Raw genomic sequence first — 17167 nt, 5'->3', positions numbered from 1 at the left:
GCTAGTGGGCCACGGCGGCGGCGCCGTGCTCGTCGACCAGCGCGCCGGTGACGAAGCGGTCGAGGGTGAACGGGGCGTTGTACGGGTGCGGCTCGTCGTGGGCGATCGTGTGGGCCATGCACCAGCCCACGCCGGGGGTGGCCTTGAACCCGCCGGTGCCCCAGCCGCAGTTGAGGTAGACGTTCTCGTAGGGGGTGCGCCCGACGACGGGTGAGGCGTCCGGAGTGACGTCGACGATCCCGCCCCAGGTCCGCAGCAGGTGGGCGCGGGCGAACACCGGGAACAGCTCCACCGCCGCGGCCATCTGGCGCTCGATGATGTGGAACGCGCCGCGCTGGCCGTAGCCGTTGTAGGAGTCGATCCCGGCGCCCATCACCAGCTCGCCCTTGTGGGCCTGCGACACGTAGACGTGGATCGCGTTGGACATGACCACCGTGGGGTGCACGGGTTCGAGCAGCTCCGACACCAGGGCCTGCAGGGGGTGGCTCTGGAGCGGCACCCGGAAGCCGAGCAGGTCGGTGAGCACCGACGTGTGCCCGGCCGCGCACAGCGCGACCTTGCCGGCGGCGATGTCGCCGCGCGTCGTCCGCACGCCCGTGACCCGGTCCCCGTCGGTGGTGAAGCCGGTGACCTCGCAGTCCTGGATCAGGTCGATCCCGGCCTCGTCGGCGCGGCGGGCGAAACCCCAGGCGACGTAGTCGTGCTTGGCGATACCGGCCCGCGGCTGGTAGGTCGCCCCCAGCACCGGGTACCGGATCTCCTGGGAGGTGTTGACGACCGGGCAGACCTTCTTCACCTCGTCCGGGGTGAGCCATTCGGCGTCGACCCCGTTGAGGGCGTTGGCCTCGACCCGGCGGACGCTGTCGCGGACGTCCTGCAGGCTGTGCGCGAGGTTGAGCACGCCGCGCTGGCTGAACAGGATCGGGTAGCCGAGATCGTCCTCGAGCCCTTCCCACAGCTTCAGCGAGTGCTCGTAGATCCCCGCGCTCTCGTCCCACAGGTAGTTGGAGCGGATGATCGTGGTGTTGCGGGCCATGTTGCCGCCCGCGAGCCAGCCGCGCTCCAGCACCGCCACGTTGGTGATGCCGTGGTTGCGGGCCAGGTAGTGGGCGGTGGCGAGGCCGTGGCCGCCCGCACCGACGATCACCACGTCGTAGGACCGCTTCGGCTCGGCGTTGCGCCAGAGGAAGTCCGGGTGCTCGGGCAGCGGGTTCACGAGACCTCCAGCGCCGGGTAGAGCGGGAACCGCGCGGCCAGCTCGCCCACCCGCCCGCGCAGGGCACGGACGGCCGCCTCGTCGGTGGTGGGGCGCAGCGCGGCGGCGATGACGTCCGCGACCTCGGCGAACTCGGCCGCGCCGAACCCGCGGGTGGCCAGCGCGGGCGTACCGATCCGCACCCCGGAGCTGACCATCGGCGGGCGCGGGTCGAACGGCACCGCGTTGCGGTTCACGGTGATCCCGGCGGCGTGCAGCCGGTCCTCGGCCTGCTTGCCGTCGAGCTCGGAGGCGCGCAGGTCGACGAGGACCAGGTGGACGTCCGTGCCGCCGCTGACGACGCCGATGCCCGCCTCGCGCGAGTCGGCGGCGAGCAGCCGGTCGGCGAGCAGCCGGGCCCCGAGGAGCGTCCGCTCCTGGCGGTCGCGGAACGCCTCGCCTGCGGCCAGCTTGAACGTCACGGCCTTCGCCGCGATCACGTGTTCGAGGGGGCCACCCTGCTGGCCGGGGAACACCGCCGAGTTGAGCTTCTTGCGCAGCGCCGGGTCGTCCTCGGCGGACAGGATCACGCCGCCGCGCGGCCCGCCGAGTGTCTTGTGCGTGGTGCTCGTGACGACGTGGGCGTGCGGCACCGGCGAGGGGTGCAGGCCGGCCGCGACGAGGCCTGCGAAGTGGGCCATGTCGACCATCAGGTAGGCGCCGACCTCGTCGGCGATCCGCCGGAACTCCGCGAACTCGAGATGGCGGGGGTAGGCCGACCAGCCGGCGACGATGACCTTCGGGCGGCGTTCCCGGGCGAGCCGCTGCACCTCCGCCATGTCGACGCGGTGGTCGTCCTCGCGGACGTGGTAGGCGGCGACGTCGTAGAGGAGCCCGGAGAAGTTGAGCCGCATCCCGTGGGTGAGGTGGCCGCCGTGGGCGAGGTCGAGGCCGAGGATCGTGTCGCCCGGCTGCAGGAGCGCCGCCATCGCCGCGGCGTTGGCCTGCGCGCCCGAGTGCGGCTGGACGTTCGCGAACGTGGCGCCGAAGAGGTCCGCGAGGCGCGCGATCGCGAGCCGCTCGACGACGTCGACGTTCTCGCACCCGCCGTAGTAGCGCCGGCCGGGGTAGCCCTCGGCGTACTTGTTGGTGAGCACCGACCCCTGGGCCTGCATCACGGCGAGCGGGGCGAAGTTCTCGCTGGCGATCATCTCCAGCGTCGACTCCTGCCGCGCCAGCTCCGCGCGCACCGCCTCGTGGATCTCGGGGTCGACCTCGGCGAGCCCGCTCCCCAGGCTCTCGCGAAGGGGCGTGGGGCCGGCGGCCTGGGTGTCCAGCATCTGGTGTCCGATCTGTCGTACCATGCGGCCACTAACTGATATATCAGTCGGCGGTGTACGGTAAGCGCGCCGTGCGACGGCGTCAAGACATGCTGGGTCGAGACGTCCCGGCCGATAGGGGAGAAGACCGATGAGTGCCGCGCCTCAGCTGTCCGTGCCCACGGGCCTGTCGCTCGCGGAGCAGGCGTACGAGGGGATCCGCGACCGCCTGGTCATGCTCGACATCCGGCCGGGCGAGCCGTTGAACGACGATGCGCTGGCCCAGGACCTCGGCACCGGTCGCACCCCCGTACGGGAGGCGTTGAAGCGACTGGAGGGCGACCGGCTCGTCGTGGCCTACCCCCGCCGCGGAACGTTCGCCACCGCGGTCGACATCACCGACCTCGCCCACATCTCGGAGATCCGCGTCGAGCTGGAACCGCTCGCCGCCTCGCGGGCCGCCCGCAACGCCACCGCCGCCGGCCGCGCCCACCTCGCCGGCCTCGCCCGCGACACCGCCGACCTGCAAACGCGCGTCAGCGATCGGCGCGAGCTGCTCCGGCGCGACGTCCAGGTGCACCGCGAGGTCTACGCCGCCGCGGGCAACCCGCACCTGGAGGACATCCTGGTCCGGCAGGACAACCTCGCCACGCGCATCTGGTGCCTGTTCCTGGACCGCATCCCCGCGATCGCCGGCCACGTCGAGGAGCACGTCGGCCTCCTGGAGGCCATCGTCGCCGGCGACGAGGAGAAGGCGGCACGGCTGGCGCTCGAGCACGTGGTCGGCTTCGAACGCGCCGTCCGCGCCGTTCTCTGAGGGGCGGTTCTCTGAGGAGCCGTGCTCTGAGGCGGCCTACTCGGTGGCCCCGTAGTAGCCGAGGCGACTGCTGATCTCGTCTGCGCCGGTGATGAGCTGCGCCGCGACGTCGGCGAACGAGTCCACCGGCAGGCGGTACGACGGAGCGGAGACGCCCACCGCCGCCGCGACGTCGCCCGTTGCGCCCCGGATGGGTGCGGCGATCGCGTTGAGGCCGACCTCGAACTCCTCCGTGGTGGAGGCCCACCCCTGCTCGCGGATCTTCCCGAGCTCGGCGTCGAGGACGGCGGGGTCGGTGATCGTCAGTTCGGTGTACTCGGTCAGCTCGCCGGCGAGCGCCTTCGCGGCTTCTTCGGGCTCGGCCCAGGCCAGCAGCACCTTCCCGCTCGCCGTCGCGTGCAGCGGGGTGGGCCGGCCGATCCAGTTGCGGCCCGTGATCGCCGAGCTGCCGTACTCCTGGAGGATGTTCGTGGCCTCGCCCGAGTCGGCGATGGCGAGGTTCACCGTCTCGCCGAGCTCCGCGGCCAGCCGCCGGCACACCGGCCGGCTCTCGATCGGCAGCTCCAGCTGGGCGGTGGTGGCCCCGGCGAGCCGGACGAGCCCCCGGCCCAGGTGGTACTTGCCGCGCTCCTCGAGCTGCTCGACCAGGTCGCCGTTCTCGAGGGCCTCGATGAGCCGGAACGCGGTCGACTTGTGCACGCCGAGCTCGGTGGCCACATCGGTGACGCCCGCGCCCTCGCGCCCCCGCTCCGCGAGCAGGTAGAGGATCGCGATCGCTCGGTCCACGGACTGCACCTGGGACGGGACGGCCTCCCTCGTGTATCGCGGCAAATCGGTCACGGGTGCGAACTCTACGGGGCATGCGGATTTCGGCAGTCCGAGAGGGCTTGACGGAGGGGCTCACGAGCCTCATCCTGCTGTTGCTGATAGCGAGGAAAGTTGCGGTATCTGAAACAGGAGGGCCTGATGATCTTCGTCGGTTCCGTGGACGACATTCCGCTCGGCGAGGCCGTGCGGGTCGACGCCGTGCAGGTCGGAGCCGGGGTGCCGATCGCCGTGTTCAACGTGGACGGCGAGCTGCTCGCCATCGACGACACGTGCACGCACCAGGACGCGTCGCTCGCCGACGGCTGGGTCGAGGGGTGCGCCGTGGAGTGCCCGCTCCACGCGGCCTGCTTCGACCTGCGCACCGGGATGCCGTCCGGGCCGCCCGCCAAGCTCCCGGTGCGGACCCACGAGGTGGTCGTCGACGACGGCTACGTCTACCTTCTCGTCGCTGCGCCCGTGGAGACAGCGCCGGTGGAGGTAGCGCCCGCGGAGGTCGCGGCCTGATGCGCACCATCGCGGTCATCGGGGGCTCGCTCGCCGGGCTCAGCGCCGCACGGGCCCTGCGGGAGCAGGGCTACGACGGGCGGATCGTGATGGTGGCGGAGGAGGACCGGTTCCCGTACGACCGTCCTCCGCTCTCGAAGGAGTTCCTCGCCGGAAAGATCGACATCGACGATCTCGCGCTGACGACGACCACGGACGACGCCGAGCTCGCTCTCGAGTGGCGGCTCGGGGATCCGGCGACCGGGCTGGACCGTGGTGGCGCCACGGTCGTGCTGGCGTCCGGACGCGAGGTCCCGGCCGACGCCGTCGTCGTCGCCACGGGCGCCCGGGCGCGCACGCTGCCCGGCGCGCACCTCGGCGGGGTCCACACGCTGCGCACCCTCGACGACGCGCTCGCGCTGCGCCGCGACCTGCTCGTCAGCCGCCGCCTCGTCGTGATCGGGGGCGGCTTCATCGGTGCCGAGGTGGCTTCCACCGCCCGCGACCTGGGCCTCGAGGTCACGATGATCGAGTCGGACCCGGTCCCGCTGGGCCGGGCGCTGGGTGCCGACCTCGCCGCGACCTGCGCCGAGCTGCACGGGGACAACGGCGTCCGCCTGATCGCCGGTGAGGTGGTCACCGGGCTCGCCGGGAACGACCGGGTCCGTGCCGTGCAGCTGGCCGACGGCCGCACCGAGCCCGCCGACGTGGTCGTCGTCGGCATCGGTGCCGCGCCGAACGTCGAATGGCTCGCCGGCTCCGGGATCGAGCACGACCACCGCGGCGTGTGGACGGACGCCGCAGGCGCGACGAACGTTCCCCACGTCGTGGCGGCGGGCGACTGCGCCTTCTCCCACTGCGCCTACGCCGGTACCGCGCTGCGGCACGAGCACTGGACGAACGCGGTGAAGCAACCCGCCGCCGCCGTGGCGACCCTGCTCGGGCGGGCCCCGGCCCCGCAGGCCGCTCCCTACTTCTGGTCCGACCAGTACGGCGCACGCCTGCAGTTCGCCGGGCACCGGCAGCCCGACGACGCCGTGGAGATCCTCGACGGCGATCCGGCCGACCGCCGGTTCGTGGCCGGCTACCGCCGGCACGGCGAGCTCGTCGCGGTCTTCGCGATGAGCCAGCCGAAGCTCTTCGGGCGGTGGCGCCGCCAGCTCGCCCCCCAGCGCATCCACGCCGGAATCTGACCTACTCACCGCACGAGAGGTGCCGTGTGTCTGCCCCACCCGAGCTGTCGTCGTCGAGCCTGATCTCCACCCTGCCCGGACACTTCTACACCGACCCGGTGATCTTCTCCGAGGAGCAGGAGAAGATCTTCGAGTCCCGCTGGTTCGCCGCCGCCCGCAGCTCCGAGATCGACGGGCCGGGCGCGTTCCGCACCGTCGACGTCGGGCGCGAGAACGTCGTCCTGGTCCGCGGCCGCGACCGGCGGCTGCGGGCGTTCCTCAACGTGTGCCGCCACCGCGGCGCGCGGGTCTGCATGCAGGAGTCCGGCGTGGCCAGGCGGAACCTGCAGTGCGGCTACCACGCCTGGACCTACGGGCTCGACGGCAAGCTCGTCGCGGCGCCGAACCTCACGAGCATGCCGGACATCGACCGCACGGCGTACGGGCTCGCGCCGGTGCACCTGCGGGAGTGGCTCGGCTACGCGTGGGTGTGCGTGGCCGACGAGCCGCCGTCGTTCGAGGACACCGTGATCGGCGCCGTCGCGGAGCGCCTCGGCACGACCGGCGCCGTCGAGCGCTGGGACGTCGAGAACCTCGCGGTCGGGCGGCGGATCAGCTACGACGTTCGCGCGAACTGGAAGCTGATCATCGAGAACTTCATGGAGTGCTACCACTGCGCGACGATCCACCCCGAGCTCACGGAGGTGCTGCCGGAGTTCGCCGACGGGTACGCCGCGCAGTACTTCGTGGGGCACGGAGCCGCGTTCGCCGATGAGGCGGCGGGGTTCACGGTCGACGGCAGCGCCGGGCTCACCGCGATCCCCGGCGTGGGGGACGACCACGACCGCCGGTACTACGCGATCACGGTCAACCCGCAGGTGTTCATCAACCTCGTCCCGGACCACGTGATCTTCCACCGGATGTACCCTGTGGCGCCGGACCGCACCGTCGTCGAGTGCGACTGGCTGTACCTGCCCGAGGTCGTGCAGGACGGGGCGGACCTGGACCGCTCGGTGGAGCTGTTCCACCGGGTCAACGAGCAGGACTTCGACGCCTGCGAGCGGTGCCAGCTCGCCGCCTCGTCGCGGGCCTACGCCCAGGGCGGCGTGCTGGTCCCCAGCGAGCACCACATCGGCGCGTTCCACAGCTGGGTCACCGAGCAGCTCGCGCCGGCCGATCGCGCCATCTGACGCACGAACCCACCACTCGCCCTCAGTGAGGAGGAAGGCCCTGGCCTGTCCGGCCGGGGCCGATGCGACATGACAGTAGAGGTTTCGTCCGACTCATCCGACTCATCGGAACGCGCAGCTCTGGACCGATGGGTGTTCTGGTCCGCGGCCGTGCTGGTCGTGGCGTTCATCGCCTGGGGTGTGCTGCACACGGCGTCGCTCAGCGCCGTCGCGTCCGCCGTGCTCGCCGGCGTCGTGCGGGGCGGGGGCTGGGCCTTCGTCCTCGGGGCGAGCGGGTTCGTCGTGTTCGCCCTCTGGCTGGCGTTGAGCCGCTACGGGCGGATCCCGCTGGGTCGCGACGACGAGGAGCCCGAGTTCCGCACGATCTCCTGGATCGCGATGATGTTCAGCGCCGGGATGGGCATCGGGCTGATGTTCTACGGCGTGAGCGAGCCGCTCGCCCACTTCACCAGCCCGCCACCGGGGACCGTGGCCCCCGGCACCGCCGAGGCGTTCGACGTCGCGATGGCCACCACCCTGTTCCACTGGACGCTGCATCCCTGGGCGATCTACGCGGTCGTCGGGCTCGCCATCGCCTACAGCACGTTCCGCCGTGGACGGCGCTCGCTGATCAGCTCGGCGTTGGAGCCGCTGCTGGGTGGGCGGCGCTTCGGAGGGCCGCTCGGCCGGGCCGTCGACGTCATGGCGATCTTCGCGACCCTGTTCGGCTCGGCCGCGTCGCTCGGCCTGGGCGCCCTGCAGATCGGCGGCGGGCTGCAGGCGGGCGGCTACCTGGCCAGCGTGCCCACCGCACTGCTCGTGGTCGTGATCGTCGTGCTGACCATCGCGTTCGTGGCCTCCGCGGTGAGCGGCGTCGCCAAGGGCATCCAGTGGCTGTCGAACATCAACATGGTGCTGGCCGCGGTGCTGGCGGTGTTCGTGTTCGTCGCCGGGCCGACGATCCTCATCCTCAACCTCCTGCCCACCGCGATCGGCGACTACTTCGGCAACCTCGCCCAGATGGCCGCCCGCACCGGCGCCTCGGGCGGCGACGCCACGGAGACCTGGCTGTCCGGGTGGACCGTCTTCTACTGGGCCTGGTGGATCTCCTGGACGCCGTTCGTCGGGATGTTCATCGCCCGCATCAGCCGCGGCCGCACGATCAAGCAGTTCGTGTCCGGCGTCATCCTCGTGCCGAGCGCGGTCAGCCTGATCTGGTTCGCGATCTTCGGCGGGGCGGCCGTCAGCATCCAGCGCGCGGGGACCGACCTCGCGTCGGCGTCGACGGAGGGGCAGCTCTTCGGCGTGCTCGAGGCGTACCCGCTCGGCGCCGCGCTGGGCGTCGTCGCGATGATCCTGGTCTCGATCTTCTTCGTCTCCGGCGCCGACGCGGCCTCGGTGGTGATGGGGACGCTCTCGCAGCGCGGCTCGCTGAACCCGTCCCGCGGGATCGTGATCTTCTGGGGCGTCGTGATGGGCGCGATCGCCGCCGTCATGCTGCTCGTCGGCGGCGACGACGCGCTCAGCGGCATCCAGAACATCACGATCATCATGGCCGTGCCCTTCGGGCTGGTGATGGTCCTGCTGTGCGTCGCGCTGACGAAAGACCTCCGCCACGACCCCCTGACGCGCCGGAACGACCGCTCCCGCCAGGCCGTGGAGCAGGCTGTGGACTACGGCATGGAGACCTACGGCGACCGCTTCTTCATCAACGTGAAGTGCTCGCCCACGACGGAGGCGGCGAAGCCGGTCGAGGCGGAGGACGACGACATCGGAGAAGAGGCACCGGCCGCGGCCCGGGTGTGACGCCGCTGCCTAGAACGGTGGTTCCTCCTCGTCGTCGGGTGCGGGTGGTGGCGACGGTGCCGGGTCGCGGCCTTCTCGCCAGAGGATCTGCGGATCGACCAGGTGTCCGTCCTCGACGTCGGGGTCGGGGTCATCGCGGGGGTCGTGCCCGTCGGCTGGTGGGTCGGGTTCGGGTAGGCCGGGTCGGATCGGTTCCCCGCGGGTGCGGTAGATGCGGCCGAGCGGGGAGATCCACACGAAATTCCCGGGCTCGGGCTGGCTGAGCGTCCAGCCGCGGTCCTTGTCGGGGTGGTGTCGCCAGCAGGTGGGTCCGAGGTTGACCTCCACGGTGTGGCCGCCCCAGGCGTGCTCCCAGGTGTGATCCAGCTGCGAACGACGTGCCGAACGCTCGCAGCCGGGGCCGATGCAGGTCCGGTCGCGGACCTGCACATGCCGGCCCAGCGCGGCGCGGGCGAACCGGGCTCGCGGATGGTTGGCCAGCTCCCGCCACAGGCGGTGGCGGTCGGCCCATTGGTCGGCGATCTCGGCGATGAGTCCGGCCCAGTCGGCGGTCAGTTGGGGGTCGGCGGCGAAACGCTGCAGTTCGGCCACGGTCAGGTGCAGCTCCACCACTCCACCTCGGACCCGCTCTCGGGGTGGGTCACCACCACGTGGTCGGCGGCGCAAGGGCCCGGCCAGCAGCAGGTACCCCTGGGCGTCGACGATGGCGAACTGCCACTGCGCGCCGCGGCGTTGCCGGGTGACGGTGGCGCGGGCAAGCTCGGCGTCGATGGGGCCGAGGCCGGGGATTTCGGCGGGTCGTTGGTCGTGGCCCAGCAGGGTGGCCAGCCCGACCCGTACCTCGATGCCTTCCCGGATCCCGACCCGCTCCCCGCACCAACGGTCCTCGCCGGTGCCGGGTGACGCCGCACCGACGGCTTCCCCGCCGGTCGCATCCACACCGGCCGCTACCTCACGGGCGGCTCCCTCGTCGGCGGCCTCCTGGCTCACCGATCCGGCGGTCGGCTGCTCGCCGACACCGGCATCGGCGCTGGTTTCGCCGGGGCCGGCCTCGACGGAACTGGTCTCGACGGCGGCCGCGCCGGTCGACTCGGTGTCTTCGCTGCCGGTGTCTTCGGTATCGGCGTCTGTGCCTTCGTCGTCGGTGTCGCTGTCGTCGGGTCGGGGCCGGTCCAGCAGCCGGGCCAGGATCTCCGCCTCGGTCAACCCGTGGAACGCCCCGTCCAACATGCCCAGGAACAGGTCGGCAGAGATCTGGGCCAACCGGCCGGGATGCCCGGCGCGTTTTGCCGCCTCGGCGAGGCGGTCCAACCGGGCGGCTGCCGCGGCCGCCTCATCCGGGGGCAACCCCTCCCCGGACAGGGTCGCGGTGCCGTCGCGGTTCAGGTACAACGCCACCCCACGCCCGCGTAGCCCTCGCCGGTAACGGCGCCGGTGGAACTCCGGGTCGATCGCCTGAATCGCGGCCAGCAGCCGCTTCGCCAACCGCCGGGCGGTCCACCCCGGCGCCAGCGGTACGAACCGCTCACACAACCGCCGGATCTGGGCCGGGGTCAGCTCCCCACGGGCCGGGTCCAGGTGATCACAGAAGACTTTCGCCTTACCCCGGTCGATCAGGCCCTGTTCGAGGGCGGCGAACACCAGCGGCAGGCCGCGGACCAGGACCCGGGCGAAGTCGAGTTCCCGATCCGCCGCGGTGGGCGTCCACGTCAGGCCGGCGGCGATCTCGTGGGACGCCCACTCGAAGTCATCCCCGGCCCGGGCGACCGCCTCGTCGGGCAGGCCGGCGACCGGCACCGCGCACGAGATCTCCACCATCCCCGCCAGCAAACCAGCCTGATCGTGCGCGAGCTGACGATTACGGGCCTGTAGGACCTCGACCAGCCGGGCGTTCGGTACCCGCGACCATGGCACCGCCGCAAGGAGGGCGGACAGCTGCGGGCCGGGCGGTAGGTCCACCGCCCGGTCGATCAGCTCCACCACTCCCGGCACGATTCGAACTTACGTTCGACAACCGACACTTCCCGTGCCCCTGGACCTGCCGCACGCGAGATCACTCGAACGGCCGATCGCGGGCCTCCCGCTCGAAGGTGAGGTCGAGGTCCTTGCGCCAGGACTCGCCCCGGTCGTCGGAGGCCTCCCAGCGGCCGCTGATCCGGTTCTCCTCGACGTCCGCGACGAAGCGCTGGTGGAAGTCGGGGTCGGTGCGGCTCATGGTCCAGTGCCCGTCGTCGAAGGTCATGCCGAACTCGCGGCAGACGCCCCGCTCGTCGTGGTAGAGCGCGACGAAGCGGTCGTTCGCGTCGCTGCGCCCGAGGACGAGGCGCATCTGGGAGTGCTGCTCGACGCCCAGCTCAGTCCGCACGACGAGGAACGACTCCCCGAGCCACTCGATCGTGGTCGTCCCTGCCACCTCGGTGCCCGGTGGTTCGAGGAACCACGCATCGGACAGCCTTGTCGCCCACACGCCGACGAGCCCGTCGAGCTTGTCGAGTTCGCTGTTGCGCATCGTTCCTCCTCGAGTCCGGCGGGCGTGACCGTAGTCCCGAGGGCCCGCTGCACGAACGGAACCGCTAGCTCTCCGCCGGTCGCCGGTGTCCGCGTTCCTGCAGCACCCAGCGGTGCCCGTCCGGATCAACGAGATCGGCGAAGGTGGCGTGGTCGCGGCGCTCCGGGTCGGCGCCCGCCGCCCAGCCGCCCGCCCACCCGTCGTTCGGCGACTTGTGCCGCAGGTCGGTGACCTCGACGCCGCGGTCTCGCAGTTCCCGGCGGGCGGCCTCGACGTCCGGCACGACGAGGTAGTGGGTCCGTCCGGCGGCCGGGTCGGGGGAGGCGGTCTCGAGCTGGATGGAGCAGGACGAGCCCGCTGGCGTCAGCTGAACGACGCGGAAGCCGTCGGAGGGGTGGTAGTCGACGTCGAGGGTGAAGCCGAGTTCCTCGGTGTAGAAGGCGAGCGAGCGGTCGACGTCCGTCACCGGGAGGATGACGACTTCGAGCTGGTAGAGCATGGCGTGCCTCTCTGGGTCACATGTCGAGCACGACGTCGGTGCGGGGCCGCGCGCAGCAGACGAGCACCGAGCCGGCCGGCGGGGCGGTGAGCGGCGCGGGCGCGTAGTCGACCTCGCCGGTGAGGGTCGGGGTCTTGCAGGTCTGGCAGACGCCGGTGCGGCACTGCCAGCGCGTGGGGATGCGGCAGGCCTCCGCGAACTCGAGGAGGCTCGCCTTCGACTCGTCGAACGCGGCGGTGATGCCGCTGCGGGCGAACGTGACGGCGGGTCCGGTGCCCGGCGGGCCCGGCGGGACGCGGGGCGTGCCTCCGGGCCGCTCGACGACGCCCGGGTTGATCGCGGCGAGGGCGCCGAAGGTCTCGGTGTGGATCCGGTTGGCGTCGAGCCCCGCCGCGGCCAGGCCCGCCGCGACGTCGGACATGAAGCCCGCGGGGCCGCAGACGTAGGCCACCGCGTCCCGCGGCAGGTCCAGCTCGGCGAGCCGCTCCGCCGTGAGCCGCCCGTTCGCGCTGTAGTACGTGCGGGTCCGGACATGGGGGAGGGCCGCGAGCAGCTTCTCGGTCTCCGCCGTGAACGCCTGCTCCTCCGGCCGCCGCGCGGCGTGGAGCCACCACACCGGACGGTCGCTGCGGTCGGCGGCCAGCCGGTGCAGCATCGCCAGGACCGGGGTGACGCCGATTCCGGCCGAGACGAGGACGACGGGTGCGGGCGCGTCGTCGAGGACGAAGTCCCCCCGCGGGGCCGCTGTCTCGACGGTCGTTCCCGGCCGCACCGAGTCGTGGAGGTATCCGCTGCCGCGACCGCCGGGTTCGCGCTTCACGCTGATCCGGTACGCGCCGTCCGTCCGGGCCGACGACAGCGAGTAGCTGCGCACGAGGTCACCCGGCAGCCGGACCGCGAGGTACTGGCCGGGCCGCGCCTCCGGGAGGCGGGCACCGTCGGGTGAGCCGAGGACGAACGACGTGACCTGCGCCGTCTCGCGGACGACCTCGCTGACGCGCAGGGGCCGGAAACCGGCCCAGCCGGGGTCCGTCGGTCCGGTCTCGCCGAGCAGTTCGCGCAACGAGCCCTGCCAGCCGGGGCTGAGGGCGGGGACGCGGACGGCGCGGCGGAGCGTGTCGACGTCCGGGTCGGGCAGGTACAGCAGGGCGTCGACGGCCGCGACGCTGACGCGTTCCTGCCCGGCCGCGGTCCTGACGATCTCGTCCCCGGCGCGGATCTCGCCCTCGGTGACGACGCGCATGTAGAAGCCGGGGCGGTGGTGGGCGACCAGCAGGGCGGCGAGCTCGGGTTCGCCGATCCGCAGCCCGGCCCGGAAGCAGGTGACGCGCGGTTGGCTGACCTCGAACTCCGCCTGCCCGATCCGGTAGCGGTCGCCGATGCAGACGTCGGTGTCGCCCAGCCCGTCGACCGTGAGGTTCTCGGCGAAGGAGCCCGGACCGATGTCGTCGCGCCCGAAGTGCCGCCGCCAGTAGTCGTAGGACTCGACCTGGTAGACGAGGACGGCGCGGTTCGGGCCGCCGTGACCGGCGGTGTCACCCTGGCCGTCGCCCTCGACGCCGAGCCGCCGCACCACGCGAGGGCAGTCGACGGGGTCCTTCCACGCCCCGGTGTGGACGGTGACGCCGTTCCAGGCGATGTCCCGGGGCATACCCGCGTTGACCGAGAGCAGGGTGGGCATCGTGATCTCCCTCAGGCGGCCGTGATCTCGTCGGTGTCGAGTCCCCGGTCGATGCCGTGCGGGGTCACCTGCTGGCCGGGTTCGAGCTGCAGGATCCTCCCGTCGAGCGTGACGGTGACCTTGTCCGGCTCGAACGACACGTGGTCGCGCACGCGGGCGACCTCGGGCCACGCGTCGGTGTAGGACCAGGCGGCCCGCCGGGCACCCTCGACGTCGTAATAGCTGGCAAGGCCCTTGTAGGGGCAGAACGTCTGCCCGTCGACCGGCGACAGCGCGGTTCCGTCGACGTCCTCGCGGGGCACGTACCAGCGGGGTGCGAAGCCGGACTCGAACAGGACGAGGGGCTTCGTGCTGTCGGCCACGACCCGGTCGCCGGACCGGACGACGAGGTGCCGCGAGGTGCTGCGGATGTCGTTGCGGTGGTAGGCGTCGGCGGCGTGCCCGACGATGCGCTCGTCCTCCTCGTAGAAGGCGTCCATCGCCCGCCAGGCGAACGCGACGCGGCCCTCCAGCTCGCTCGCGTGCGGCGGGAGCGCGGTGTGCTGCCACGCCCCGCGCCGCGCGTTCTGGCCGCCGGCCTCGACGGCGAACCACGAGGTCGCCCCGAGGTCCCGGTGCGTCGTCACCGTCTCGAGCGGGTGCAGCGCGCCGGGCGCGACCGCCGTGCGGGGGAAGTAGGCGACGGGGTAACGGCCGGGCTCGTGGAGGAGCACGACGTCCTCGCTGTCGGCGATCCACTCCCCGCCGAAGCGCACCCGCATCCGCCGGCGCAACGGCTCGGCGAACAGGAGGCGCTCGGGCAGCGGGTCGGGCACGAGGAAGCGTCCGACCGGTGCGGCACCGAGGGGCCCTTGTTGCCAGGACAGTCCCATGACGTGCGTCCTTTCAGGTGAGTGCCTCGCCGCCGTCGACGGGCAGCGTGGCGCCGGTGAGGAAGGTGTTGGTCAGCGCGAACAGGACCGCGTCCGCGACGTCGCCCGCGGTGCCGATCCGCCGTGCGGGGTTGCGCTCGCTCTGCGCCGCGAACAGCTCGGCCTTGCCCTGCTCGCCCAGCGCGTCCCAGGCGCCGGTGTCGATGGTCCCGGGGGAGATCGCGTTGACGCGGATCGGCGCGAGCTCGACGGCGAGGGACCGGGTGAGCGTGTCGGCCGCGCCGTTGGTGATGGCGACGGCCATCGTGCCGACCGTGACCTTGAACGCGGCGACGCCGGAGAACAGGACGAGGGAACCGCCTGGGTCGATCCGCGGACCGAGGATCTTGGCGAGCATGAGCGGCCCGATGACCTTGGTGTCGAGCGAAGCCATGACGGACTCCCGCGTGAGGTCCTGCAGCCGGCCGCGGGCGCGCGCCGACGCGGTCGAGACGATGTGGTCGACGCTGCCGATCCGCTCGCCGAGCGCGGCGATCGAGGCGTCGTCGGTGACGTCGACGGTCTCGGTCGTGATGTCGGGCTCGTCGGCGTAAGCGGCGTCGAGGGCGGTGCGGGTGCGGCCGGCGGCGATGACGTGCGCTCCGGCGTCGTGCGTGGTCATGGCGACGGCACGGGCGATGCCGCTGCCTCGGCCGATGACGAGCACGGTCCGGCCCTTCAAGGGGGCGGTCGATGTGGTCATGTCGTCCCCCTCAGGCGGCCGCGGCGCGGGCCGGGGCGGCGTTCGCGGACGACACGGTGCGGCCGAGGAAGCCGCGGATGTAACCGACGGCGGTGTCGAGCGCGCTCTCGAGGAGGAAGTGACCGCCGTCGATCAGGTGGATCTCGGCGTCGGGGAGGTCGCGGGCGAAGGCGGTCGCGCCGGCCGGGCCGAAGATCTCGTCGCCGTTGCCCCAGATCGCCAGCAACGGGACCTGGCTGGAGCGGAAGTACTCGTGCACCGTCGGGTAGAGCGGGGGGTTGGAGGCGTAGTCGCGGAACAGGGCGAGCTGGATGTCGGGGTTGCCCGGCCGGTTGACCTCGGCGTGGTCGAGAGCCCACGTGTCGGGGTCGACGAGGTCCGGCTCGGCGACCCCCGTGAGGTACTGCCAGCGGATGGCGTCGAGCCCGATCGCGCCGCGGACCGGCTCCTCGGTGTCGGGGCCGGGCGCGCGGTGGTAGGCCCACAGCGGCGCCCAGAAGGAGTCGACGAAGCCGTCGTCGTAGGCGTTCCCGTTCTGCGTGATGATCGCCTGGACGGCGGTGGGGCGGCGCAGCGCGAGGCGCCAGCCGATGGGCGCGCCGTAGTCCTGCACGTACAGGGAGAACCGCTCGATGCCGAGCTGGTCGAGCAGGGCCTGGGTGACGTCGGTCAGGGCGTCGAAGGTGTAGCCGAACTCCGACGCGGGCGGGGTGGCCGACTGCCCGAAGCCGATGTGGTCCGGCGCGATCACGTGGTACCGGTCCGCGAGCGCGGGGACCAGGTGCCGGAACATGCGTGAGCTGGTCGGGAAGCCGTGCAGGAGCAGCACGACCGGCGCACCGGCCGGGCCGGCCTCCCGGTAGAAGACCCGCTGCCCGTCGACGGTTGCCGTCCGGTGGTGGACCTCGGCCATCTCTAACTCCCCTTGCTTGTTTTGTTGGTTAGCGACTGGAGCCATGACACACCCGCGGGACTAACTTGTCAACGGCTTCAAAGGGGTTAGTATTGACGCATGCTCCATCTGGTCGCACGCGAGGACGAGGCCCTGCTCCTCGACCTGCTGAACAGCACCCCCGTCGTCGACGGCGCACAGCGTGATCTGCTGGCGGCGGACGGCGAGGCGCAGGAGTGGGCGCGGGCCCGGGGCGGCACCGGGTCACCCGTCGAGATCGCCCGGCTGCGCCGCGTCCGGGACCGGCTCCACACGGTCGTCCGGGGCGCCGAGCCCCCGGAGGCGCTGGCGCCGTTCCTCGACGACGTGCACCTCGTGCCCGAGATCGGGAACAGCGGGCTGAGGTGGACGCTCCGCGCCGCGAACGACGCGCGGCTGGCGGCCCGCGCGCTGCTGGCGTGGGGGCACGTCCAGGAGACGATGCCCGGCCGGCTGCGCCCCTGTGCCAACGACGAGTGCCGGTTGTTCCTGCTCGACCGCAGCAAGCCCAACAGCGCGCGGTGGTGCTCGATGAAGGTGTGCGGGAACCGCCTCAAGGCGCGCCGGCACTACGAGCGCGCCCGTCGCACGGACTGATTCACATCCGCCGGCGGACCCGATCGGTCGCGACCCGCTGCTGCACCTGCCCGAAGGAGCCCTGCCTGGTGTAGCTCACCAGCAGGCTGCCGATGTCGCGCCGGACCACGACGGCGTCCCGCCACCGCCCGCGGATGTAGGCCAGCACGACTTGGCCCGGCGCGACGTCGGTGCTTCGCGCGATCGGTTCCGAGTCGGGCGGCGGCTCGTCGAGGGATGCGCTGAACGTCACCGGCGCGGGCACCTGCACGAGAGCCTCCTCGAGCACCGCCTCTTCCGGTTCTTCGTCCGGCTCCTCGTCCGGCTGCTCGGTGCCACCCACCTCACCCGGCACGACGACGGTGTCGCCCGCGAGCAGCAGCGCGAGCTCGTCGCCGGTCAGCTCGACCTCCACCACCCGGCCCTCCGGCGCGTCCACCGAGAGGCGCACGGCGAGGACGCCGGCCTGGTCCTGCTCGAGGGTGAGCGAGACCCGCAGGCCACGGGTCGATGGCATGCGCCGACCGTACGAGCGGCGCCGCGTGCCCGCGCCGCGCTTCCGCCGCGG

The 17167-nt window shown here is 72.3% G+C and carries 17 protein-coding genes; 6 read left to right on the top strand and 11 right to left on the bottom strand.

Annotation, left to right across the window (positions count from 1 at the left end):
- Position 1: 1 nt before the first annotated feature.
- Positions 2–1216, bottom strand: coding sequence for a sarcosine oxidase subunit beta family protein (locus tag ACU436_RS02930; RefSeq protein WP_459021304.1), 1215 nt, complete (start codon positions 1214–1216; stop codon positions 2–4).
- Complete coding sequence (glyA, locus tag ACU436_RS02925) at positions 1213–2535, bottom strand: serine hydroxymethyltransferase (RefSeq protein ID WP_459021303.1); 1323 nt, start codon at positions 2533–2535, stop codon at positions 1213–1215. Before glyA ends, ACU436_RS02930 begins: the two co-directional genes overlap by 4 nt.
- A gap of 130 nt (positions 2536–2665) precedes the next feature.
- Here glyA and ACU436_RS02920 point away from each other — a divergent pair, with 130 nt between their 5' ends.
- Positions 2666–3331, top strand: coding sequence for a GntR family transcriptional regulator (locus tag ACU436_RS02920; RefSeq protein ID WP_459021300.1), 666 nt, complete (start codon positions 2666–2668; stop codon positions 3329–3331).
- Positions 3332–3367: 36 nt separating this feature from the next.
- Here the strand turns inward: ACU436_RS02920 and ACU436_RS02915 are convergent, their stop codons facing one another.
- Positions 3368–4117, bottom strand: coding sequence for an IclR family transcriptional regulator (locus tag ACU436_RS02915; protein WP_459021298.1), 750 nt, complete (start codon positions 4115–4117; stop codon positions 3368–3370).
- 180 nt (positions 4118–4297) lie between these two features.
- Between ACU436_RS02915 and ACU436_RS02910 the strand changes: the two genes are divergently transcribed.
- The 4 genes from ACU436_RS02910 to ACU436_RS02895 all read left to right on the top strand — a co-directional run bounded on the left by ACU436_RS02910 (position 4298) and on the right by ACU436_RS02895 (position 8789).
- Positions 4298–4663, top strand: a complete 366-nt coding sequence (locus tag ACU436_RS02910; protein ID WP_459021296.1) for a bifunctional 3-phenylpropionate/cinnamic acid dioxygenase ferredoxin subunit — start codon at positions 4298–4300, stop codon at positions 4661–4663.
- Complete coding sequence (locus tag ACU436_RS02905) at positions 4663–5835, top strand: NAD(P)/FAD-dependent oxidoreductase (protein WP_459021294.1); 1173 nt, start codon at positions 4663–4665, stop codon at positions 5833–5835. The genes ACU436_RS02910 and ACU436_RS02905 overlap by 1 nt, the downstream gene beginning before the upstream one ends.
- Before the next feature lie 26 nt (positions 5836–5861).
- Entirely contained in the window at positions 5862–7004 is a 1143-nt protein-coding gene (locus ACU436_RS02900) for an aromatic ring-hydroxylating oxygenase subunit alpha (protein WP_459021293.1), read from the top strand.
- A 69-nt stretch (positions 7005–7073) separates the two neighbouring features.
- The gene (locus ACU436_RS02895; protein WP_459021291.1) at positions 7074–8789 is read left to right on the top strand and encodes a BCCT family transporter; all 1716 of its coding nucleotides are present in this window, start codon (positions 7074–7076) and stop codon (positions 8787–8789) included.
- Positions 8790–8798: 9 nt separating this feature from the next.
- On the opposite strand, the gene ACU436_RS02890 is transcribed toward ACU436_RS02895, so the two are convergent.
- From ACU436_RS02890 to ACU436_RS02860, 7 genes are all read right to left on the bottom strand, one after another.
- Positions 8799–10781, bottom strand: coding sequence for a DUF222 domain-containing protein (locus ACU436_RS02890; RefSeq protein WP_459021289.1), 1983 nt, complete (start codon positions 10779–10781; stop codon positions 8799–8801).
- Positions 10782–10842: 61 nt separating this feature from the next.
- Entirely contained in the window at positions 10843–11298 is a 456-nt protein-coding gene (locus tag ACU436_RS02885; protein WP_459021287.1) for a Rieske (2Fe-2S) protein, read from the bottom strand.
- Positions 11299–11362: 64 nt separating this feature from the next.
- On the bottom strand, positions 11363–11797 hold the full coding sequence (locus ACU436_RS02880) for a VOC family protein (protein ID WP_459021285.1): 435 nt from the start codon (positions 11795–11797) through the stop codon (positions 11363–11365).
- 16 nt (positions 11798–11813) lie between these two features.
- Positions 11814–13478, bottom strand: a complete 1665-nt coding sequence (locus ACU436_RS02875) for an MOSC domain-containing protein (protein WP_459021283.1) — start codon at positions 13476–13478, stop codon at positions 11814–11816.
- An 11-nt stretch (positions 13479–13489) separates the two neighbouring features.
- Positions 13490–14350: a DUF427 domain-containing protein gene (locus tag ACU436_RS02870; RefSeq protein ID WP_459021281.1), complete on the bottom strand. Its 861-nt coding sequence runs from the start codon at positions 14348–14350 to the stop codon at positions 13490–13492.
- Positions 14351–14363: 13 nt separating this feature from the next.
- On the bottom strand, positions 14364–15092 hold the full coding sequence (locus ACU436_RS02865) for an SDR family oxidoreductase (RefSeq protein WP_459021279.1): 729 nt from the start codon (positions 15090–15092) through the stop codon (positions 14364–14366).
- Between the two features lie 10 nt (positions 15093–15102).
- Positions 15103–16005: an alpha/beta fold hydrolase gene (locus ACU436_RS02860; protein ID WP_459021278.1), complete on the bottom strand. Its 903-nt coding sequence runs from the start codon at positions 16003–16005 to the stop codon at positions 15103–15105.
- A 99-nt stretch (positions 16006–16104) separates the two neighbouring features.
- On the opposite strand from ACU436_RS02860, the gene ACU436_RS02855 reads away from it, so the two are divergent.
- The gene (locus tag ACU436_RS02855; protein WP_459021276.1) at positions 16105–16620 is read left to right on the top strand and encodes a CGNR zinc finger domain-containing protein; all 516 of its coding nucleotides are present in this window, start codon (positions 16105–16107) and stop codon (positions 16618–16620) included.
- A gap of 1 nt (position 16621) precedes the next feature.
- On the opposite strand, the gene ACU436_RS02850 is transcribed toward ACU436_RS02855, so the two are convergent.
- Positions 16622–17116 carry a hypothetical protein gene (locus ACU436_RS02850; protein WP_459021274.1) on the bottom strand — a complete coding sequence of 165 codons (495 nt, stop codon included), beginning with the start codon at positions 17114–17116 and terminating at the stop codon, positions 16622–16624.
- Between the last annotated feature and the right edge of the window lie 51 nt (positions 17117–17167).

The sequence above is a fragment of the Pseudonocardia wallangbongensis genome, from assembly GCF_054486945.1.
Note: the sequence above shows the minus strand (reverse complement) of the source record. Positions and strands in the feature narration are given on the sequence as shown.